This is a genomic window from Aeromonas sp. Lyrl_2, assembly GCF_051948815.1.
GTDB lineage: Bacteria > Pseudomonadota > Gammaproteobacteria > Enterobacterales > Aeromonadaceae > Aeromonas > Aeromonas veronii.
This window is the reverse complement of the sequence record NZ_JAYJLJ010000015.1, coordinates 1-22,025: the sequence shown is the minus strand read 5'-3', so window position 1 is coordinate 22,025 and position 22,025 is coordinate 1. Positions and strand designations below refer to the sequence as shown.

21 protein-coding genes are annotated in these 22,025 nt (G+C 59.6%); 7 read left to right on the top strand and 14 right to left on the bottom strand.

What is annotated here, in order from left to right; all coding sequences use genetic code 11:
- Positions 1–106: 106 nt before the first annotated feature.
- From hybE to VF684_RS13980, 7 genes are all read right to left on the bottom strand, one after another.
- Complete coding sequence (gene hybE, locus VF684_RS14010; protein ID WP_376900250.1) at positions 107–646, bottom strand: hydrogenase-2 assembly chaperone; 540 nt, start codon at positions 644–646, stop codon at positions 107–109.
- Entirely contained in the window at positions 628–1,158 is a 531-nt protein-coding gene (locus tag VF684_RS14005) for a HyaD/HybD family hydrogenase maturation endopeptidase (RefSeq protein ID WP_236354750.1), read from the bottom strand. The genes hybE and VF684_RS14005 overlap by 19 nt, the downstream gene beginning before the upstream one ends.
- The gene (hybC, locus tag VF684_RS14000) at positions 1,158–2,861 is read right to left on the bottom strand and encodes a hydrogenase 2 large subunit (protein ID WP_279475088.1); all 1,704 of its coding nucleotides are present in this window, start codon (positions 2,859–2,861) and stop codon (positions 1,158–1,160) included. The genes VF684_RS14005 and hybC overlap by 1 nt, the downstream gene beginning before the upstream one ends.
- Positions 2,858–4,045: a Ni/Fe-hydrogenase cytochrome b subunit gene (gene hybB, locus VF684_RS13995; RefSeq protein WP_021230238.1), complete on the bottom strand. Its 1,188-nt coding sequence runs from the start codon at positions 4,043–4,045 to the stop codon at positions 2,858–2,860. The genes hybC and hybB overlap by 4 nt, the downstream gene beginning before the upstream one ends.
- The gene (hybA, locus tag VF684_RS13990; RefSeq protein WP_201913791.1) at positions 4,038–5,090 is read right to left on the bottom strand and encodes a hydrogenase 2 operon protein HybA; all 1,053 of its coding nucleotides are present in this window, start codon (positions 5,088–5,090) and stop codon (positions 4,038–4,040) included. The genes hybB and hybA overlap by 8 nt, the downstream gene beginning before the upstream one ends.
- A complete protein-coding gene (gene hybO / locus VF684_RS13985; protein WP_201913788.1) occupies positions 5,087–6,220 on the bottom strand; it encodes a hydrogenase 2 small subunit in 1,134 nt (377 codons plus the stop codon). Before hybO ends, hybA begins: the two co-directional genes overlap by 4 nt.
- 944 nt (positions 6,221–7,164) lie before the next feature.
- Positions 7,165–7,407, bottom strand: a complete 243-nt coding sequence (locus VF684_RS13980; protein ID WP_440174314.1) for a hypothetical protein — start codon at positions 7,405–7,407, stop codon at positions 7,165–7,167.
- Positions 7,408–7,535: 128 nt separating this feature from the next.
- On the opposite strand from VF684_RS13980, the gene VF684_RS13975 reads away from it, so the two are divergent.
- Positions 7,536–8,582 (top strand): GGDEF domain-containing protein, encoded by a 1,047-nt coding sequence (locus VF684_RS13975; protein WP_201913782.1) that lies wholly within the window; start codon positions 7,536–7,538, stop codon positions 8,580–8,582.
- Between the two features lie 44 nt (positions 8,583–8,626).
- Here VF684_RS13975 and VF684_RS13970 read toward each other — a convergent pair whose 3' ends face one another.
- The 6 genes from VF684_RS13970 to VF684_RS13945 all read right to left on the bottom strand — a co-directional run bounded on the left by VF684_RS13970 (position 8,627) and on the right by VF684_RS13945 (position 13,784).
- A complete protein-coding gene (locus VF684_RS13970) occupies positions 8,627–9,763 on the bottom strand; it encodes a glycosyltransferase family 4 protein (protein ID WP_376900244.1) in 1,137 nt (378 codons plus the stop codon).
- 186 nt (positions 9,764–9,949) lie between these two features.
- The gene (locus tag VF684_RS13965; protein WP_234879899.1) at positions 9,950–11,047 is read right to left on the bottom strand and encodes a glycosyltransferase family 4 protein; all 1,098 of its coding nucleotides are present in this window, start codon (positions 11,045–11,047) and stop codon (positions 9,950–9,952) included.
- Positions 11,044–11,760, bottom strand: a complete 717-nt coding sequence (locus tag VF684_RS13960; protein WP_234879900.1) for an O-antigen ligase family protein — start codon at positions 11,758–11,760, stop codon at positions 11,044–11,046. The genes VF684_RS13965 and VF684_RS13960 overlap by 4 nt, the downstream gene beginning before the upstream one ends.
- Positions 11,733–12,449, bottom strand: a complete 717-nt coding sequence (locus tag VF684_RS13955) for a hypothetical protein (protein WP_234879901.1) — start codon at positions 12,447–12,449, stop codon at positions 11,733–11,735. Before VF684_RS13955 ends, VF684_RS13960 begins: the two co-directional genes overlap by 28 nt.
- A complete protein-coding gene (locus VF684_RS13950) occupies positions 12,437–13,237 on the bottom strand; it encodes a lipopolysaccharide biosynthesis protein (protein WP_240037434.1) in 801 nt (266 codons plus the stop codon). Before VF684_RS13950 ends, VF684_RS13955 begins: the two co-directional genes overlap by 13 nt.
- 49 nt (positions 13,238–13,286) lie before the next feature.
- Complete coding sequence (locus tag VF684_RS13945) at positions 13,287–13,784, bottom strand: lipopolysaccharide biosynthesis protein (protein WP_234879903.1); 498 nt, start codon at positions 13,782–13,784, stop codon at positions 13,287–13,289.
- A 299-nt stretch (positions 13,785–14,083) separates the two neighbouring features.
- Between VF684_RS13945 and VF684_RS13940 the strand changes: the two genes are divergently transcribed.
- The 5 genes from VF684_RS13940 (at position 14,084) to VF684_RS13920 (ending at position 19,979) form a co-directional block, all read left to right on the top strand.
- Positions 14,084–15,574: a glycosyltransferase gene (locus tag VF684_RS13940; protein ID WP_279475084.1), complete on the top strand. Its 1,491-nt coding sequence runs from the start codon at positions 14,084–14,086 to the stop codon at positions 15,572–15,574.
- Positions 15,571–16,899 (top strand): hypothetical protein, encoded by a 1,329-nt coding sequence (locus VF684_RS13935; protein ID WP_279459031.1) that lies wholly within the window; start codon positions 15,571–15,573, stop codon positions 16,897–16,899. Before VF684_RS13940 ends, VF684_RS13935 begins: the two co-directional genes overlap by 4 nt.
- A gap of 54 nt (positions 16,900–16,953) precedes the next feature.
- Complete coding sequence (locus tag VF684_RS13930; protein ID WP_279459034.1) at positions 16,954–17,457, top strand: hypothetical protein; 504 nt, start codon at positions 16,954–16,956, stop codon at positions 17,455–17,457.
- A 195-nt stretch (positions 17,458–17,652) separates the two neighbouring features.
- Complete coding sequence (locus VF684_RS13925; RefSeq protein WP_005351410.1) at positions 17,653–18,144, top strand: molybdopterin-dependent oxidoreductase; 492 nt, start codon at positions 17,653–17,655, stop codon at positions 18,142–18,144.
- Between the two features lie 8 nt (positions 18,145–18,152).
- Positions 18,153–19,979, top strand: a complete 1,827-nt coding sequence (locus tag VF684_RS13920; RefSeq protein ID WP_139442139.1) for an ATP-binding protein — start codon at positions 18,153–18,155, stop codon at positions 19,977–19,979.
- A 213-nt stretch (positions 19,980–20,192) separates the two neighbouring features.
- Here VF684_RS13920 and VF684_RS13915 read toward each other — a convergent pair whose 3' ends face one another.
- Complete coding sequence (locus VF684_RS13915) at positions 20,193–21,077, bottom strand: LysR family transcriptional regulator (protein WP_440174317.1); 885 nt, start codon at positions 21,075–21,077, stop codon at positions 20,193–20,195.
- Positions 21,078–21,286: 209 nt separating this feature from the next.
- Between VF684_RS13915 and VF684_RS13910 the strand changes: the two genes are divergently transcribed.
- Positions 21,287–22,025, top strand: a 739-nt coding sequence (locus VF684_RS13910) for an alpha/beta hydrolase (protein WP_440174313.1), incomplete at its 3' end; no start/stop codon positions are given.

Below are 22,025 nucleotides of genomic sequence, written 5' to 3'. Positions count from 1 at the left end.
TCACGGATCATCACTCAAAAAAGAGGTGGAATGCGTGTCTGAACATGGGAGTGAGGGGCCAAAATGGCCCCCTATTCTAAACTTGATTTCGCGTGAAACCTAGCGACTATGCCGGTTGAGCACGCCGGGCACCGAATAGCCGTCTGCGACCCAGATCCACGCCGCCAGCCCCTTGCTGCACCGGCAAGGAGAACAGCATCTTGAGGGTGCTGCTCACCAGTGCTCGCCCCTCCTCGGCACCGAGATGGGGATCGAGCGGCGACATCAGGGAGCAAGCCAGCAGCTGTCCCGTCTCGGGCAATTCACCCACCATAAAGGTCATGTTGCCACAGGGGAGCTGCAGGGCGAGCCGATCGCTGTTGCTGCGTACCGGCCAAAGCTGATCCGGCCCCGGCAGCACCACCACGCTCAACATCCAGGGGGTGAGCACGCAGCCGAGCCACTGTCCTTCAAACAGCACGCACTCCGCCACAATGGGCATGGTGGCGTGATAGAAGGGCAACGCCTGCATCTCTTCGCGAGCGATCCGCTCGTACTGGGCTACCAGCAGAGGCGAGGGATTGCTGGCAAAACCGGCAAACTCCTGCGCTGTCTCCGGTACTATCTCCAGCACTCTCTCAGCCTCGCTTAAATGGGACTGCGCCATAGGCCCTCCTGCTCTTGTTCAGCTTTCTCCTGCTCAGAGAGCGCAATGGCGGGCGCACCAACGGCAGCCAGCAGGGTCAAAATCCGATCCGTCGCCTCCCCCATGGCAGCCGCCACCACGGGGGTGAGGCCGATGCGGGGTTCGAGGGATTCAGGCTCGACCCCGATCAGGGTGAGCCGCTTGGGCGACTCCCCCGTCATGTGCAGCGCCGAGAGCACATCCGCCAGCCCCAGCTGATGGGGGGATATCTTGCGACCAAACAGGGTCGGGATCTCCTCATCCTTCAGGGTCACGACGGTGCCCGGTGGATTACCGCTGCGCACCGCATCCACCAGAATGATGTGATCGCGACTGGCCATGGCTTCCAGCAGCTCCATGCCAGCCGTGCCGCCATCGAGCAGCTCGATGCCGGGGGCGAAACGGTATTCGCGCCCCAGCGCCTCAACGATGCGCACGCCGACGGCCTCGTCACTCAAGAGCAGGTTGCCCACGCCCAGGATCAGGGTGTTCATCACAGCACCTTCACCTGAGTCGTTTCACCATTTTGGGTATCCACCACATGCACAGCGCAGGACATGCAGGGGTCGAACGAGTGGACGGTACGCACTACTTCCAGCGGCTTGGCCGGATCGGCTACCGGGGTGCCTACCAGAGATTGCTCGTAGGGGCCGGGCTCGTCGTTGAAGTTGCGCGGGCCCGAGTTCCAGGTCGATGGCACCACCGCCTGATAGTTCTCGATCTTGCCATCCTTGATGACGATCCAGTGGGAGAGCATGCCACGCGGCGCCTCTTCAAAGCCCACCCCGCGAAACTCTTTATCCGCCGGGATCTCCGCCTTGATATAGGCGGTAGTGTCCCCCTTGCCGATATTGTCCACCAGCGCCTTCCATTGATGGGACAGGGTATCTTTGAGCACACAGCAGCGCACCGCGCGACCGATGATGCGGCCCATGGTGGAGTGCAGCTGTTCGGTCTTGATGGCGGAACCGGTCAGCGCCTTGTAGATGCCGTTCAGCTGCTCGAAATGCGCCACCGTCTCCGGGTGTTTGGCGGCCAGCTTCACCAGCAAGTCTGCGAGCGGCCCCACCTCCACCACCTTGCCGTAGAAGGTGGGGGATTTGACCCAGGAGTATTTGCCGTCATCCTGCCAGCCGGTGTAATCGGGCTCGGTCTTGCCCTCCCAGGGTTTGAGGGGCTCGTCATCCTTGTACCAGGCGTGCTTGTTGCTCTCGGCGATGCCGTCCATCAGCCAGCCATCCTGATGGCTCTCGATGGGGCGATAACCCGTCAGATTGCCATTCTCGATATAGCCGCCCGGCATCAGGAAGCTGCCGCCGTTAGCGTCGGTGGGCAGCTCCGGCACGCTCAGGTAGTGCTTGGCACCCTGCCCCAGATGCAACCACTCGGGGTAGTGGGCGGCGATGATGGCGGCATCCACCTTGTAGACCTGCTCGATAAACTCGCCGAGCCGATCGATAAAGCTCTTCACATAGAGCAGCCGCTCCAGGTTGAGCACGCTCGGTGCATCCAGATTGATGGGGTTGGCCACGCCGCCCACCGCCAGATTCTGGATGTGCGGGCTCTTGCCCCCCAGAATGGCGACAATGCGGTTGGCATCGCGCTGGCACTCCAGCGCCTGCAGGTAGTGGGCCACGGCGATGAGGTTTACCTCCGGGCTCAGCTTCATTTCCTTGTGACCCCAGTAACCGTTGGCAAAGATGCCAAGCTGGCCGCTCGCCACCAGCGCGCGGATCTTCTCCTGCACCTTGGTCAGTTCATCGGCACTGTTGAGAGACCAGGTTGATACCCCCTTGAGCATGTCCGCCGCTTTTTGCGGATTGGCCTCAAGGGCCGCGGTGATATCCACCCAGTCCAGCGCGGAGAGCTGATAGAAGTGAACGATGTGATCGTGGATGTTGTGGGCCGCGATGATGAGGTTGCGGATAAACTGGGCGTTGACCGGCACCTTGGCGCCAATGGCGTTCTCCACCGCCCGCACCGAGGCGATGGCGTGAATGGAGGTACATACCCCGCAGATGCGCTGCACAATCATCCAGGCATCGCGCGGGTCGTTGCCCTTGACGATCTCCTCCATGCCGCGCCACATGGTGCCGGACGACCAGGCTTTGGTCACTTTGCCACCTTCGATTTCGCAGTCGATACGCAGGTGCCCCTCAATGCGGGTGATGGGGTCTATGGTGATACGTTGGCTCATACGTTGGCTTTCCCTCGGGCCTGATAATCTTGGTGAACACGTTCAAGTGATGGCAGTACCGGCAAGAGCCGGATCAACAGCAAATAGGCACACACCTCGATGGCAACAAAGCCCAGGGAGATCAGCACCTCCTCCGCAGAGGGGAAGTAGTGGTAGCCATTGCCGGGGTTGAAGGCGAGTAGGGAGTAATCCAGCCGCCAGAGGGCGGCGCCCAGCAGCATGCTGAGGGCCCCCAGGAACAACATGCGCGAATCCCGGCGGCTCTTGTCCCAGTGGAACACCAGCAGCGGGAAGATCATCAGCGCAATCTCGCTCCAGAACATGATGGAGAAGCGATTGAACTCGGAGAGATACTCCGACTTGTCGTGGATGACGATCTCGGCAAAGCGCAGCGCCACAAACAGGATCAGGAAGATATCGATCACCTGGGTCAGTTTGTAAAAGAGCGACTTCTCGTTGGGGCCACGCCCCGCCAGCCCCGCCTGCACCAAAGAGCCCTCAAACACCACGATGGAAAAGCCCATGATGAATGCGGTCAGAAGCGAAAAGACCGGCAGCAGCTCATAGCTTTGCCAGAGCGGATGGATCTTCTCCCCCGCCACTATCATCAAGGATCCCATGGAGGATTGGTGCATAGTGGGCAACAGAGCCCCCAGCGCCAGCACGAAGAACATGATCTTGTTGAGGCGAATGAGTGACGCCTTCCAGCCGAACTTCTCCAGCAGCACGGGAGCAAACTCCAGCGCCATCACCCCGATATAGATGGTCATGCAGACCGCCGTCTCGAACAGCACCGAGGAGGTGTTGAAGTGACCGGGCAGGTAGAAGTACGGCAGGTTCCAGTAACGCCCCACGTCGATGGTGATGGAGAGGCCGCCCAGCGAGTAGCCAAACAGGCTCGCCAGCAGGGCCGGTCGCACCAGCGGGTGATACTCGCCCCGGTTGAACACATAGACCGCCCAGGCCAGCGCCCAGCCGCCACAGGCGAAACCGGTACCGATCAAGAGATCGAACGAGATCCAGAGACCCCAGGGATAGCCACCGTTCAGATCGGTGACCGAGCCCAGCCCGAAGACGAGGCGCTTCAAGATCAACATGCCGCACAGCACGGCAAAGGGGGCCAGCACCAGCACAGGCCAGCTGACCAGCTTGCCGCCGAGGGGATACGCCTTGTGGTTACTCATGATCCTTGCCTCCCTTTGTGGTGCCCTGATCCTTGATCTGCGCACTCCCCTGATCATGGCCATCATCGTGATGGTGATCGTGACCATGCTTGGTGTTGCGGCGAATGAGCACCGAAAGGCCGGTCAGTACCACCATGGGCAGCACCATCCCCTTGTAGAGGGTGTGCTGAATATGCTCGGAGCGGGCACCGGAGGAGAGCTCCGGCAAGTCGGGCATGTCGAGCTTGGTGTAGGGCACCCCGGCCAGCACCAGCACCTGGGTGCCGCCCCCCTCCTTCTCGCCATAGACGTAAGGCTGGTAGTTGGGCACTTCGTGCAGGTAGAGGTCGTTGGCAGAGAGGGTCTGGCGCGGGTAGGCATATTCGCTGCCCGGGGTCGCTAGCAGGCGGCGCTTGGCTTCTGCCATCAGCTCCTCGCGGGTGCCGAAGATGACGGCGCCGGTGGGGCACACCTCGACACACCCAGGCAACTTGCCCTGATCGATCCGCTCAAGCCCTTTCTGGTTGCAGAGCTCGCACTTGTGGATCGCCCCCAGCGGGTTGTCATAGTCATATTTGGGCACATCGAACGGGCAACCCACCATGCAGTAGCGACAGCCGGTGCAGACGCTCGGGTCGTAGTGAACGATGCCGGTCTTGGGATCTTTTTTAAGAGCCTGCACCGGACAGACAGAGACGCAGTTGGGATCGACACAGTGCATGCACTGCTTCTTGATGTAGGCATAGCCATCCACCAGCTGATCCTTGTGCTCGCCAGTGCCGCTCTTCCACACCTGAATGATGTTGTTGGTGTAGGGGGTCAGCTTGTCGTTGTTGGACCAGGTCTGCTCGCCCGCCGGATTGGTCGGGTTGCCGTTGAGGCGCTGACACTCCGCCACACAGGCCTGACAGCCGACGCAAAGGGTAGAGTCATACAACATGCCGAGCGCGCCGGGAATGGGCGGCTTGTTCTTGGCCGCTGCCAGTGCGGTGCCGGGTGCGGCTGTGCCCGCTGCCAGCGCACCGATGGAGGCGAATTTGAGGAAGTTGCGTCTGTTCACGGTCATTCCTCCCGTGATGGGTGCTGCCCGGCTTCGTGGCGCTTCTGCTGGCGACCGAGTTCACGCACCGTCATCAGACTCACCCCCACCAGCACCCCGAGGGCGCCACCGATAAGGCCAGTCGCGGTGGGCGAGGTATAGCCCCCCTCCTGAATTTTCACATCGGGTTTATCCACCCTCGGAGTCGGGTTCTCTACCTTGGCAAGCTGGAAGATCCCCTTGCTAAAACCGACCCCTTGCTCGTTGCAGCCATAACAGGGGTGACCGATGCCGACCGGCCAGATGCCGCCGCCCACATCGCAGAACTCCAGAGTCGAGCAGTTGCCGTAGGTCTCCGGCCCCTTGCAGCCCAGATGGTATAGGCACCAGCCCTGACGGTGGCCCTCGTCGCCAAACTCCTTGGCAAAACGCCCCGCGTCGAAGTGCGGACGACGCTCGCAGTTCTCGTGGATCAGCCGCTCATAGGCAAACAGCGGGCGCTTCTTGCTATCCAGCGCCGGCAGCTTGCCGTAAGTGATGTAGTAGGCAACCGTGGTGAGGAAGTTGTGGGGATTGGGCGGACAGCCCGGGATATTGATGATGGGAGTGCCGATATTGCCGAGGGCCTCTTCAAGGCTGACAGCGCCGGTCGGGTTGTCGCCGCTGGCAGGCACACCGCCCCAGGCAGCGCAGGAGCCGATGGCGATCACCGCAGCCGCGTCGGCGGCAGCACGGCGAATATGGTCGACGATGGGCTCACCGGCCACCATGCAGTAGACGCCACCATCTTTGAGCGGAATGGAGCCATCCACCACCAGCACATACTTGCCTTTATAGCGCTTGATGGCGTTGTGCTTGTTCTCTTCCGCCTGATGACCAAAGGCCGCCGAGAGTACCTCGTGGTACTCCAGCGAAATGGTATTGAGGATCAGGTTCTCGATGGTGGGGTGCGTGGCGCGCAGCAGCGATTCGGTACAACCGGTGCACTCCTGCGCCCCAATCCAGATCACCGGCGGCCGTTCGGGGCTGGTGAGCGCAGTGGCCATCTTGGCGACGGCATGCTGACTTAATCCCAGGGTTGCGGCCATCCCGGCACACAATTTCATAAAATCACGGCGATTAATCCCATGAGCCGATAAAAAATTATCCTCGACCATTCTACTTATTCCCGTAGTGAGCACTTGTTTGATAAATGCTTAATAGCGGAAATGCTAAGGACTCACCCCCCCTGCAGTATTGATCTCTATCAATTTCGACCGGCTTACCCCTATTTTCATAGCGAGCCACATCACAAATGAAATTAATTACCCCCAAAGGGATATTTAGCATCCCCGTAAATTTTATGAACTTAATTGGACATTAAATAATTAATCACCGCATATCCTCTCTTTCACTGTGAGCCAAATTAACATGATTGAAATCTTGGCTATACCGCTCATTTCACAATACTGATACCCACCAATAAATGATCCATTGAATATATCTTTACTCATCTCATTGCATATTCCATACAGTCATCTACGGGCAACCTCCTGACTTGCCTCCCCACACCAGAACTGTCTCACGGCCAGCTGCCACCGGTAGCAAGCACGGCCTGCATGGCACGATTTACCTGCATGTCGTTTGGTTTCAGTTTGCACTGGACGGCGATGATTGCTTCTGCTAACCCACACAGTACAACCCCGCTTGGCCTCCCTGATGTTTAATACCGCTTAGTGAAAAGATGCCGCCGAGGTATGCATATCAGTATGACCTCCCCCACTCTTTATTGTCTTGGATGCTGGTGAGTAAAATATCGCACTCACGGATATGTTTACGCATCATCGTGAATCTGCATTCAAATTAATGGGGAGAGAAAAGGCAAGGTGGAAGGCTGTCTGCAACATAGACATCATATTTAACTCGCGATGCATTCGCTCATCCGGTTACAGATGTTACCGCCCACCTTTACACTATTTACCTTCACGTCACCCCGCTTAATTAACCAGAGCGTAAATATCCATCTCCATCGATATAGATGATAATTATTCTTGTTCAATGGCAACCCTAAAAAATGAGTTGGGATGACGATGAACATGATAAACGATAAGGGTGTTAACCATCAGCCGAGCAGTGGTGCCAGCAACTGCAGCGCCTTATCGAACTCGAACTCGTTGACCGCCCGGCTCACCTCTTGAAATGCAGCACGCAGCAGTTGCAGTTGCAGTTGCAGTTGCAGTTGCAGTTGCAGTTGCAGTTGCAGTTGCAGTTGCAGTTGCAGTTGCAGTTGCAGAGAGAAGCCTCCCCCTGACTGCCTCTGATAACAACGCCATAGAGCCTTGTTTCTGGCTGGCCCTACGGACACTTGCCAAGTGCGGGAATTGAACAAAAAAACGAGAAAAATCAAGATAGATAGCCAATTAAAATGACATAATTGACTATAGTTCAATCGAACGTTTGAAAAACGTGACCACTTCACATGGGCCCAGCGCAATGACCACTGAACGGGAACAGTTGATCCGCTCACTGTTTGATGAGTACATCGAGCTGTATTCATCACGGGATGATCGGCTCACCACGCAGTTTAGCGACAATTTCAGCGGTTTTGCCGGCAGCAGTGATGTTCTGGTTACCGATAAAGATGAGTGGATCCGGATAACTCGCCGCGATTTTACCCAGATCCCGGGCAGGATCCGCCTGGAAATACTCGATGTAACCCTGCAAGATCTGGCCGCGGATGTGGTGGCTGTCACCGCCTTCTTCCATATCCATCTACCGAAATCAGAACCTATCCTTTCCCGCAGAACCGCCAGGTTGGTGCTGATTTTTCGACACGAAGCCATGGTGTGGAAAATTGCGCACAGCAGTATCTCCATCCCTTACAGTGCAGCTCGGGAAAGCGAAATTTACCCGATGACCAGTCTGGAGGAGCGCCAACATGAGCTGGAGCTCATTATCGAGCTCAGAACCAAGGAGCTGGCGGAAGCGAACCGGAAACTGGAAGCGCTCAGCAATACCGACGGGCTCACCAACATCGGCAACCGTCGTCTGTTCGACAACTCATTGAACCAGGCCTGGGAGCGCTGTATTCAGACAGAGATGCCGATTGCGCTCATCATGCTCGACATCGATCATTTCAAGCAGTTCAACGACCTCTATGGCCACGTTGCCGGTGACGAGTGCCTTCGATTGCTGGCCCATACCCTGGCGCAATCCGGGCGCCGCTCGGGGGAGTTGGTGGCTCGCTACGGCGGAGAGGAATTTGTCATCCTGCTGCCACATGTCGAGCGTCAATCCGCCTATGAAATTGCCCAACATATCCAGCGGCTGATTTTTGCACTCGCGCAGCCACACGCACAAAATACCACCGGTCTGGTGACCGTTAGCATGGGTGTTGCCTGCCTCAGACCATCGAGTCACTGGCAGCCGTCTGAACTGGTAAAACTGGCTGATGCTGCGCTCTACACCGCCAAATCATCCGGCCGTAACTGCATCAGAGTGGCGGAGTCACCCAGCCTCCCACAACCAGTCTGCCCATAAGTCCCTCATGCGTGACCATCCTCCCCGTGGGGAACCACTGCGCGCTAACCATCGACGGCAAGGCTCAACGCATCCCATCGCAACATACCTTCCCACAGATCCAGTGTACTTTGATAGGTATCTGCCGCGTTGTAATGGACCATGGCATGCAGGCGGGCATGATGGCCAAGTCGCTTGACCACGTCGGGCATGGCATTGATGCTGGCCAGCACCCGCGCCAGATCGCCGGGATCGTTTGGCTGATATTTGCGGCAATTCACGTCATCGGTGAGGTGTCGATCCCACCAGGCGCCATCGGCCTGGATCACTACGCATAATCCTGCCGCCATGGCCTCCAGAATGGAGAGACCAAACGGTTCCTGATGACTGGTGGAGACAAAAATGCCGCATTGAGATCGGATCTCGTCAAGATTAGCGGGGTTGGCATACCAGTGCGTGTCTGGCAGCTGTGGCTGAGGCTGGCTACAGGGTTGCAGCGTGCCCTTGGGCTGCAGATAGCACACCATCAGCTCGGGGCGAGCGTCAGGGATCAGTTGATGGGCGGCCAGCATGGTCTCCAGCCCCTTCCAGCGCAGCAACGAGGCCGCCCACAAAATGCGGTGCCCCCCCAGGGTCGCTTTGGGCCAATCAATCTCGCTCAAACCGTTGGTAAATGGCTGCCAGTGTGACGGGAACTCGGTCTCGCCAAGCCGGGCCAGCAGCGCCGCCAGGGAGCTGCGGGTCGATTCGAGATAAAACACAAAACTCGCCCGTTGCAAGGCTCTGGCAGAGAGCCCCGAACACCCCACAGGGCCATGGATCAGCTGAACCACCCGGCACCGCAACCAGCGGGCCGCCCAGTAACAGCAGAGATCCACCCCCGGCCCGGACGCCGCCGCCAGACACTTCACCTGCCCCAAGCGCAGCACAAGCCAGAGGATGAGCAGGGTCTGCCACCCCTGTTTGAGCAGATAGCCGATGCCGGACTCCCGCCCCTTCAATATGTGGGGCAGCCAAAGAGGATGATGCTGACAACGGGACCAGGAGTCGGGATCCTGGGTCAACACATGGCATGTGAGCCCGGGCATCCGCTTGGCCAACTCATCGAGCAGCACTTCGGTCGCAACCTTGGAGCCACCGCGAAACGGGATGGGATCCACGACGATGATCTTTCCAAACACCGGCTCAGTTTGCATGCTCATCTTGCTGCTCCCTTACTCTGGCACCTTGCGGCGGCCAAACCCCAACTGCACTTTTTGCGCCACTTTTGCCATCCCACTTGCCAGCATATTGCGCCCTCTGGCAAGGAGTCGTTGCCCCGCCCAGTGAATGAGTGGTCGGAAGGGTGTGGGGGCCGTGGCGTGCCAACGACCAGCCAGCGCGGCGTCCTACACCGCCGTGACCCCGTCGACATAGCGCGCCACCGTGAACAACTGTGCGGCACGCAACTGAGCGGCCCGCCCCATTTCACATCGGCGCTGCGGATTGCTCAATTGCCGCCAGTGATCAGCCATCTCGGCCCAATCCCCCGGGGTTGCCAGCAAACCGGTCACCCCCTCTTCCACCACTTCGGGGATGCCGCCCACTCGGTAGGCACTGACCGGGAGCCCCAACATGCCCGCCTCCGCCAACGTCAGACCAAACACCTCCTCACGGGCTCCGGAGACCAGCAGATCCACCCCGCCTCGCAAGATAGCGGCACTGTCCGGCCGCTCGCCAAGAAAGTGGACACGCTCGGCCACCCCGAGCTCGACAGCCAACGCCATCAATGCTTCCCGCTCCGGACCGCTGCCAATGATCAGCAACTGGGCCTCCTCCCCCGATGCCATCAGGGCAGCCAGCGAGCGGATCAACAGATCAATCCCCTTGCGTTTGATCAATGAGCCGACGGTTGCGATGATCATATCCCCCGGTTGCAAGCCCAGCATGCCGACGACCGGCCAGTGAGCACCGCCATTCAGGCGAGCGGCATCCACCCCGTTGGGTACCCGGATCAACCGTTCGGCCGCGCAGCCATCCTGGCGCCAACCGGTCAACACCGGCTCGCTCACCCCGATCAGCACGCTTGCCTGATGAACCCGCAGGCTGAATCTGTCTCTGGGCTGGTAACGGGCATGGAGGTGGCACACCAACGGTACCTGCAACACTCGACAGACCCCCACCAGCCACTGACAAGGGGCCGCGCTGTTGGCATGCACCAGCCCAATCTGCCGTTCGGTGATGAGCTCTCTGGCTCGTCGGGAGAGGCGCCGATGGGCAGCAAGATCAAAGCGGGGCGCCTGCCATCCCAGCAGCAGGCTGAACGGCTCGACCATGGTTTCTACCCCGAGGGTGGCCGCCTCTGCCGCCAGCGTCGGGCTATTGCACCAGAGCAACGGCGTAAACCGGCTGCGATCGAGGTGAGCCAGCAGATCCAGCAGGCAGCGTTCGCTGCCGCGGATCCAGTCCTCTCCGTAGTGAACCAGCAAAACAGGGGTTGCGTTCATCCTCTTGCTCCCTTTGGTGGCACTGCCGGCAACCGGGTTGCCTCCTGATGATCCTCAGCGGTGGCCTTCACCTCTGTGGCCGACTGCTGCACGTACTTGATGGCGGCGACGGCCAGCGCCAACTCCAGATAGATGGGCCAGGTAAACCCCTGGGTCAGGAAGGATCCCGAAATCACAAACCCCACCATGCTGGCCATCCCCCCCTGCATCGCCGTGATCACTGCAGGAGGCATGCCAGCGAGCTGGCAACGCCAGCAACTGCGCAGGGTCACCGTCACCATGCCGATAAACAGCGCCAACCCGACAAAGCCGGTTTCAGCCAGCACCCCGAACCAGGTGGAGTGCACCGCATGATTCAGTCCATCCCAATGGGGGCTGTAGAAGAAATAGTTGTAATAGAAATTGGACAAGCCCACCCCCACCAGCGGATGGCCCAACGCCATGCCCCAGGCCGCTTGCCAGGCGTAGATCCGCCCCATGGCCGAGGCATCGACCCCGCTCTCGGCGGCACCGCCAGATGCCCGGTCACTGATCCCTGCGGCGGCAAAGAGCACCGCCAGCGCGACCATCCCCAGCGAGATCAACAAGGTTTTCGACTTCACCCGCTGCCAGGCAAACAGGCCGCTGACCGCACACACGCCAAGCAAGCCGCCGCGGCTCTGAGTGGCGATAATGGCGGCCGCAGTCAGCGCAAAGCCGAGCCCACCCAGCAAACGCCCCCCACCCCATTGCCCTGATTGAGCAGCAAGCTCAGCGAAAAACCGGCAGGAAAGAGCAGCACCAGCGCCAGATCGTTGGGATCCCCCAGCACAGAGCCCAGCTCGCGCCCTATGGTCACCCGGGTGCCCTCCACCAGCCCGATCCCGCTCGCCTTGTTGTAGAGGGCCACCAGCGCCACCAGACAGCCCGCCACCACAAAGGTGCGCACCGCCAGCGCAAAATCCCCCGGAGTGCGCACCAGCCAGGTGGTGGCCAGGGTCATCAGATAGATCTTGCTGTAGCTGCCGGTCCAGGTGGCGATCGCCTCGCCCCGGTTGCTGGCAAACAGCACACCGATGGAGACCATCACAAAGAAGGCCGTCAACCAGCTCAGGGGTTGGCTCCAGTAAGGCTTGATCCGGCCAGTCAGCAAAATGTGCCAGACCAGCGCGCCGATGGCGGCCAGCGAGAAGAGCAGCGGGATCTTGAGGGGATAGAGCTGGGGGAACACCTCATGCAGCCGAAAGAAGGAGAAGGTGACAAACCCCAGCACCATCAAAAAGGGCCAGCGCAGGGCAAACCAGATAGCGGGAATGGCAAGGCCGAGCACCGGCAGCAGCAAGGGATGGGGCAGCCGCCACCAGAGCAGGGCCAGCACCAGACAGATGGCGCTTGCCCAGATGGCTGGCGTTAGACGAGCCATGATCCTGCCCACCATTGGCCGAGCCAGACCATCGCCAGCGCCCCAAGCGAACTGGCCCAGAGGGTGGAAAGGCGATACGGCAGCGGCAGCAACCGCTGGCTCACCAGATAAAAGGCCAGCGCCCGTACCAGATAGACCAGCAGCAGAGTCCAGATCACCCCGGCGACCCCGAAGGGGGGGATGGCGAGCAGAAAGCCTGCGACCCCAAGGGCGCTGCAGCCCAGATTGATCACCATCTGGGCATTGCTCTTCTCGCCGCTAAAGCAGCCGACATTGAGCAAGTCCGAAACATTGCGCACCGCCATACCCAGCACCAACAGCGGAATATAGGCGATCGCCCCGTGATAGCTCTCTGGGGTCAGCCAGCGAATAAGCAAGGGGGCGGTAAGCCCGACAATCCCCGCGGTGACAAACCCCAGTACCGACCCCATCACGCTGTAGTGGGCATTGAGTCGCAGTCCATCCGGCTCGCGCAGCAGCATGAAACGACGGGGATACCACCAGAGGGCAAAGGGTTGCAGCAACAACCCCACCGCCAGCGCGAGCTTGCCCGCTACGGCGTAGTAGGCAAGCAGCGCCTCACCCACCACATCGGCCAGCAACCAGCGATCCAGTCCGCTCAGGGCAAAGCCTGCCAGCCCGCTCACCACCAGGGGCAATCCATAGCGCAGCAGCGGCCGATAGTGCTGCCAGTCAAAGCGGATCCCGCTATCTCGCCACTGCCAGAGGCTCAGCAGCAACGCCAGTGCAACGCAGGTCAGGGTGCCGGAGGCCAGCACCCCGCTCACGCCCCAGCCGAGCCAGAGCCACCAGCCAGTCAGTCAGTCAGTCAGTCAGTCAGTCAGTCAGCAGGGACTGGATCACCGCCTTGCCTGCGGTCGCCACGAAAAAGAGCCGTGCCTGATTGCGCATCCGCAGCCATGCCAGCGGCACGCCGATCACCCCTTCAAACGGCAGGGCGCAGAGCACCCAACGCACATCCGCAAGGCGGGTTTCCACCGGCAGCCAGGCTTGCACCACAGGTGCCAAGAGCCAGAGCAGCACCAGACTGGCCAGGGCGATCAGCCAGACCAGACCAAACATGCGGGCCACCACCTGCTGGCGCTCCTGCTCATCTTTCGCCAATCCGGCAAAGCGGTAGAGGGCATCCACCAGCCCGAAGCCCAAAATAAGGGAACCCAGATTGATGAGAGTCAGCAGCACCTCCAGCTGGCCGTATTCACGAGGCAGCAGCTGATGGGTCAACACCGGCAGCATCAGCAGGGAGATCCCCTTCATCAGGAGCAAGCCGCCGGCGTAATAGAGCATGGCAATCTGGTTCACACCAAGTTTCATAGGGCCTCCCAGCCACCCGAAGCATCCTGCTCCGGGTCAGCTACCGCTAATACAAAGCCCACGCCACTCACTCCCGCCCTGAAGCGATAGCCCCTCTGTGCGGCTTAACCGGCCTGAACAAGCCCAGAATGAGACTGGCATTTGCGTTTTGCACAACGCTGGCTGCAAATTGCACCGACAGGCGCAATCTGCCCCACCTCTTAGCCCCATTTGGCCCGATCTAGCTGGGGCCGTCCTGTTGGCCCGATCCCTGCTTCCTGCTTAGCGACCAACGGACTGCACCAGAGGGAGAGGTCGCCATGAACACCATCAACCTGCACCGGATGAAAAGCTGGGCCAAACAGGGGGAAACGCCACTGGCTCGCCGGGTATGGCGACTGGCCAAAAGTGCCCGCCACTGGTCATTCCCCGTGATCCCTCCTCTGCATCGGCTGCTTTATCGGCTCTATCTGCTGGGCAGCAACGCGCTGGCGACCCTGACCCGCACCCTCTGGTGGACCCCCTTGTTTCAATCTCGCCTCACGGCCCCCGCCCCGCGCCTCTATCTCTATGGCGGCATCCCCTATATCAGCGGTCCGGTCACCATCGAAATCGGTGCCGATTGCCGCCTCAGCGCCGCCATGACCATCAGCGGCCGGGCATCGAGCCAGACACCAAGGCTGGTGATTGGCCGCAATGTCGGGATTGGCTGGCAGACCACCCTGGCGGTGGGCAGCAAGATAGTGCTGGGGGATAACGTCCGGATTGCAGGGCGTGCCTTTCTGGCGGGCTACCCGGGGCATCCGATCAACGCCCGCGATCGCGCCCGGGGCCTGCCGGATCGCGATGAACAGGTGGGGGCCATTGTGCTGGAGCAGGATGTCTGGCCGCTACCGGGCAGTCGGCTGGCGGGCAAGATCAATGGCCACTGGCTGGCGACGCAGATCCGGCGCCAGTTGCCCGAGCTGGATCGCCCCTTGCTCTGGATCTCCCTTCCCAGCGCCGTCGATCTGATTGGCAAGCTGGATGAGCGGGCGGTCATCTACTACTGCGGCGATGACTTCTCGGCGCTGGCGGGGGTGGATCATCAAGCCATTGCCCACTGCGAAGCCCGACTGGTGGAAAAAGCGGATCTCATTCTGGCCGCCAGCCCCGCGCTGGCCAGCCGCTTTCCCCCCCATAAAACCCGGCTCCTCAGCCACGGCGTGGATCTCGAGCTGTTTATGCCCCCCAGAGAGCGGCCGGCGGATCTTCCCTCCGGCCGCCCCATTGCCGGATTTTACGGCAGCCTGAGCGACTGGATTGATATCCCCCTGCTGGCAGAGACGGCTGCCGCCCTGCCTCACTGGGATCTGGTGCTGATTGGCCCGGTCCAGACCGATATCACCCCCCTCAAGGGGCTCCCCAATATCCATCTGCTGGGGCCCCGTCCCCATCACACGCTGGCGGCCTATGCCCAGCACTGGCAGGTGAGTCTGCTGCCCTTTGTCGACAACGCCCAGATCCGTGCCTGCAATCCATTGAAATTGCGCGAGTATCTGGCCGCAGGGCGCCCCATCGTCAGCACCGATTTTCCGGCTCTCGATGGCTATCGGGATCAGATCCAGCTCCCCCACGATGGGGAGAGCCTGGCCCAGGCCATCAATCGGGCCGCCTTTGATCAACCCAATCCGGGCTGGTTTCAGGAGAGTGGCTGGGAGGGGCTCACCCGCAGCGAAGGGCGCCACACTCGCCAGCAGCAGGTGGCCCAGCAAAGCTGGGATCACAAGGCTGCCGAGCTGAACAACTGGTTGAAGGGGCTGGCCGGATGAGCAGAGGGCTTTGGCTGGTTATCCTGCTCTGCTGCCATGCAGCAATGGCCGCCACCCGGCTGGAGGGGCAGACCCCGCTGCCCCTGACAGGCAACCAGACACCCCAGCGGCTCGATCTGAGCACCCACAACTGGCCAATAGGCAGCGATGATGAACTGGTGATCGAGGGCCATAACCCCAGCGCCCGCCCACCAACCCTGATCCTGCGTATCGACGATAACGCCTCGGTCAACTACCGCAGCCGGGTCAATCTGGAGCGGATTGTCGCACCCGGCCCCTTCACCCAGCGCTTTACCTTGAGCGAGTGGCGCACCAGCCAGCCCAGAGCGCTGGCGCTGGACAAACTCACCAAGCTCTATCTCTTTATGGCCGATAACGCCCCCTCAATGACCATTCACCGCTGGTACTGGGAGCCCGGTCTGACTCTGCCTGAGGGCACCATTGCGCTGGATCTGGGGGCGGCGGCGGCGCCCCGCTTTACCGGCTTTGAAGCCCTGAGCCCGGGGGATCCCCGGCTGATTGGCCATCCCACCCCCATCTTGCGCCCCTCCGGCGATGCCCTTGTGCGCGATGGGCTGCGCAATCTCGACGGAGTACGACTGGACCTGGCCAAAGGGCGCTACCAGCTTACCCTCTGGCTCGATGACCCCGGTGAATGGGAGTACCTGCCCCACCCCTTCGAGCGCAGCGTGCTGGTCAATGGCGAGCCCATCTGGGCCGAACAGTGGCAACCGCAGGAGTGGCTAACGCAGCGCTATCTGGCGGGACAATCCCGCGAGGCACTGCCAAACCCGGATCCCTGGCAGCTGTTCGGGGCACGACAGGGCGGCCCCGTTCATGTCACTCTGAACCACCCCGGCGGCCCGCTCACTATCACATTGGTGGGTCACTCACCGGATGCCAAATACCTGGCGGGGCTGCTGCTTGCCCCCTATCCGGCCCCCACCAGCAAAGAGGCGCTCCCGAATAGTGGAAAAGCTCTCGCCGTATTGGCCGACGCTACCGCCATCGTGCTGGCCAAGCAGCGCCAGCTATTTTTGGAAAAGTGGACTCTGGCCCCCTATTCCCCAACCCCAGCCCCAGCTTCGCAGCAACTGAGCCTCACGCCGATTACGGATGCCGCCCCAACCCTGCAGATCGCCCCGCTATCTGCGGCCGATGAGTTGCAGCAGGCTTCACGACCGGTGCTGGCGGCCCGTGGCAGCCAGCTGCTGCTGGAATTTGCCATCCACGCCGCCACCGACGATCCGGCACCCTTGCTGGTGATCCAGCCCCCCGAGCAGGCAGGATCGCCGCTGACGCTGACCCCCTATTACGGCAAGTGACATCTGGTTCGCCCGCAGGCGAGCGGCACCCTGCTGGCCCCCTCGGATCAGGAGTTGGTCGAGGGGGTCGCCGGGCTCACCCTGCTGGCAGGGGTGCCACGGCGTCTGGTGCTGCAAATGACCGTCCCACGCGATGCGCCGGCGGGGCGCTATCTCGGCAATATTCAGCTGCTGAGCCAACAGCAACTGGTGCAGCTGCCACTGACTATCGAGGTGCTGCCGCTGACCCTGCCCGCGGCCAGCAAACCGGTCGGCATCTATGTCGAAGCGCCCCCTTATCTGAATTGGCTGAGCCCCAATCCCGAGGCGTTAAAAGAGCAGATCGCCGAGGCCAGTCGCTGCGATCTGCAGCGGCTCGCCAAGCTGGGGATCAGCGGCCTCTCGCCCGCTCTGCCACAGGATGAAGCGGGGATGCGGGAGATTCCTTGTCGATTCTCAGACTATTTGCTGTCACGGCATTCAGCACGCTGCAAATGTTATGCCGGGCAGTGCCACGGCACTTGTTCTCCAAATGATACTCTTTGCGCCTTATTCACCAACACCCACTCCTCGTTTTGATTGCCAAATTGCAATTAACCTCCCCCGCACGTTGCAAACTGCAATTCACCTTGGCCGAAATCGCCCGATAACAGGCTAAATGGCTGATAATTCAAGCCCATTAGACTGGGCCCGATTATTGCTTGCCTTTGGACACACTTCACAAGCCACCGTTGGCTCGGCCCCCGTGCCGCCATTTTCCAGGAAGGAGAGATCATGAAAGCAGGCCTTTATATCGCACCACTGCTGGCAGCCCTTTGCGGCACCGCATACGCAGCCCCCTCACCTGACAGCGCCGTGTTGAAGGTTGAAGGCGCCATCAGCAGCCCCACTCATCAGGCTCTGGCCCTGTGGGACAGCGCCATGCTGGATCAACTGCCGGTACACGAAATCAAAACCCATACCCCATGGTATGACGAAGCCAAAACCTTTCGCGGCCCGCTGCTGCAAGATGTATTGGCCAAGGTCGGGGCAACCGGCAAACAGCTCACCATTACCGCGCTCAATGACTACTCGGTACAGGTGCCGACAAGCGATGCCGAGCAGTATCGGGTCATCCTCGCCCGCACGATCAATGGCAAGCCACTGTCGGTGCGTGACAAAGGGCCGCTGTTCCTTGTCTATCCGTTCGATCAATATCCCGAACTGCAAAACAAGCTCTATTACGGTCGGGCTATCTGGCAGATCAGCGCGATAAAAGTGGAGTAGATCCCATCATGCGTTCCATGGCGGCCAGTCAACGTTTCTTGTTTGTGGTGCTCTGCGTGCTGCTCCTTGCCTTTGCCGGTATTGGTACCATCCAGTACCGGCAATTTCAGGATCTGCAGCGCAGTACCAGCCAGGGCGAAGACAACGTGATGTGGAACTATTTCCAGCTCTATAATGAAGCGCTGCGTTTTCAAAGCTCGCTGCTCCATGAGTCGCAACCGACCTTCCAGCTCAGATACGATATTCTGGTCAGCCGCATGGATCTGGTGTTGGAGAGCAAGGATCGCAGCCTGCTTCAGCAAACAGAGATCTACCAGCAGGCAAGCAAAGCCATTCGATCCTACATCTCTCTGGCGGATATCTGGCTCGGCCCGGAAGCCACCAAGCCGCTCGACAATCTTGCCCATCAGGAGCTGCGCCAACAGCTTGCCTCCCTGCTCCCCCTGCTCCATCAGCTGACTCTGGAGGTGAACCAGCAGGCGACCCTGTTTGATGTGGCGCGTCGCGACAGCGTGAGGGAGCAGATCATCACGACGACACTCATCGCGACCCTGCAATTTGCGCTGCTCTTTGTGCTCGCCCTGCTGATCTGGCGGCAAATGAATATCTCGTTTCTGCAACACAAACTGATGCAGCAGCTCAATGACAAACTGCTGCGGGCAAATCAGGCGGCAGAGGCAGGCACAAGAGCCAAAAGCAGCTTTTTGGCCAACATGAGCCATGAAATTCGCACCCCCATGAATGGCATTCTCGGCATGCTCTCACTGCTGGCCGACCGGGATATGGATCCGAGGGAGCGAGACTATCTGGAGACGGCGCGCGAATCGGCAAACCATCTGCTCGGTCTGCTCAACGACATTCTGGATGTATCCAAACTGGAAGAGGGCAAGATCGAGCTACAGCTGGCCCCCCATCACTTGCCCCAGCTGCTGGAGGATATCCGGGCCCTGATGCAGAGCAACTGCGATGCAAAAGGGATCAAACTGGCCCTGACTGTTGCCCCCGATACGCCGGAGTGGTTGATGATCGACCCGCTGAGAGTGCGCCAGATCCTCTTCAACCTGGTGAGCAATGCCATCAAGTTCACCCATCAGGGGGAAGTAAAGATCCACGTTGATAGCACCCTATTGGAGCAGGATCGCCACTCGATACGCATCTCGATCCAAGACACCGGGATCGGCATGAGCAAAAGTCAGTTAAAGAACCTGTTTCAACGTTTCGCCCAGGCGGATGTCTCGATCACCCGCCAATATGGCGGATCGGGCCTGGGACTTGAAATATCCCGTAATCTCGCACGCCTGATGGGCGGCGATATCTCGGTAGAGAGCAGCGAAGGGCATGGCAGTACCTTTACCTACATCTGGCCCGCCAGAGCCACGACCCCCTCGATTGTTTGCCTGCCGTCCAAACCGCTGGATCAGGAGAGTTATCGCATCTTGCTGGTTGATGACAATGCCACCAACCGCAAGGTGATCGGCGCCATGCTCGACTCCGTGGGCCATCAGGTCACACTGGCCGTTCAGGGAGAAGAGGCGCTGGAGAAACTGGGTCACACCGAATTTGATCTGGTGTTGATGGATGTCCAGATGCCAGTGATGGATGGCCTGGTGGCCACCACCCGGATCCGCACCTCCCAGATGCCTTGGGCAGATATCCCCATCATCGCCCTGACGGCTGATGCGATGCCGGAATCCAAGCAATACTATCTTTCCCATGGCATGAATGGATATATCACCAAGCCCATCAATAAAGAGACGCTGCTAAGCGAGATAAACAGACATATTTCCCATGGTCGGCTCAAATACAACGCAGCCATGCGTGTCACCAAACAATAAAACCTTGGATTCCGGGCTACTGATTGCTCATGTGGGGCAACATTGACGCCTGCAGGCAACTGAATGGGCTTGGGTCTGGAACCCACGCAGGCAAGCAGCTTCGCAACAGCTGCACGGGCCGTCGGCTTGTCTCGGGTATGCAGGGATTTTTTGATCTGTACAGATCTAGTAATCCCCTCCCTATAGCGTCCAGACCAGAGTGAATGACTATATTTATGTTTTTAATGCATCAATAACCACTCTTAATGCGGGTGAAACATTCCGGTGGGGATAATAGAGGTACAGACCAGCCAAACGGTGACTATAGGGTTTCAATACCTGGATTAAGATGCCGCGCTCAAGTTCATCGCTCACCAATTCCCCTGGCACATAGGCCAGTCCCAGCCCCATTTTGGCAGCAGCCGCCTCCATATAACTGTCAGAGAAGACCCACTGCCCCTGTGGTCGATGCTTAATCGCCTTCCCCTCTTGCCACAGTTCCCATTGATAGAGGCTGCCATCGGCAAATTGGTAAGCGATACAGGGATGTCCCGCCAGATCGGCAGGCGCCTGGGGAAATCCGTATTGAAGAAAATGATCTGGTGTGGCTACCATCACCATCTCCAGATCGGGCGTAATGCGCACGGCCCCCATCCCCTCATCCACCTCGTCACCCAGCCGCACGCCAGCATCAAAGCGTTCATCGATGATGTTCACGAAGCGGCTTTCACTGATGAGTTCCAGCCGAATATCGGGATAACGCTGCCTGAAGATGGTCAGCTTGGGCAGCAGCACCTTGTCAATGGCATGTTGGCTGGCGTTGATCCGTACCGTGCCTGAAGGGGTATCACGATAGTGGGCGAGCGTGGCCAGACCCGCATCAAGGGACTGAAAACAGCCCTGCGCCGTGCGGTACAACTGCTCACCCGCTTGGGTTAAGGAGAGGCTGCGGGTGGTGCGCATCAGAAGCTGCACCCCGAGCCGGGCCTCGAGATCCCGAATCGTTCGGCTGACCCCGGACTGGGCAAGCCCCAACCTAGCTGCGGCCTTGGTAAAACTCCCTTCCCAAGCGACCAGCATAAAGACGTGGAGATCGTTGTAATTCTCGCGGCCTGTCATTTTGTTCACCCCCTATGTTCCTGTCCGCCACGATCTGAGTCAGGTGCACGTCAGACGTCTTAATTTAGAACAAATAAGCATTAATGTTATCAAAAAACCGCCTCTAATCATCACTATTCGTTCTAACTAGACTGTGTGTCGTGGTTCACAAAACCAGCCCTCCACCACCAGGACCACGCATCAGAAATCCGATTTCGAGGAACTTTGCCATGAATGTTCTCCCCAAGAAACTGACAGCTATCGCGTCTACCCTGCTGCTGAGCGCCGCATTAACCGGAGTCTCTACATTGAGTCATGCCCAAACAACCAATCCCACTGAACCTGTCTCCATGGTCACCCAATGGGACAAGACCTTCACCCAAAGCGACAAGGTCGATCATCGCAAGGTCACCTTCAAGAACCGTTACGGCATCACTCTCGTGGCTGACCTCTATCTGCCGAAAAGCCGGGGAGACGCCAAGCTGGCGGCCATTGCTCTGAGCGGCCCATTTGGTGCCGTAAAAGAGCAGTCGAGCGGCCTCTATGCCCAGACCCTGGCTGAGCGTGGTTTTGTCACGCTGGCGTTTGACCCCTCTTACACCGGTGAGAGTGGCGGCCAGCCGCGTGATGTGGCCTCGCCAGACATCAACACCGAAGATTTCAGCGCCGCCGTCGATTTTCTCGGCCTGCAAAAAGAGGTCGACCGCAACCGTATCGGTCTACTGGGGATTTGCGGCTGGGGTGGCATGGCCCTCAATGCCGCCGTTGGCGACACCCGCATCAAGGCGGTGGCAACCAGCGTGATGTATGACATGAGCCGGGCCATGGGGCATGGGGTGGGCGATGGCAAGGATCGATATTCCACCGCCGATCGCCGCGCCGTGCTGGCATACCCCATTGATACATGCATGAGACCAGCGCCGACAAGGCACCAAGGTGGACAGAAGGACAGGCAGAAGATGAAGGGGG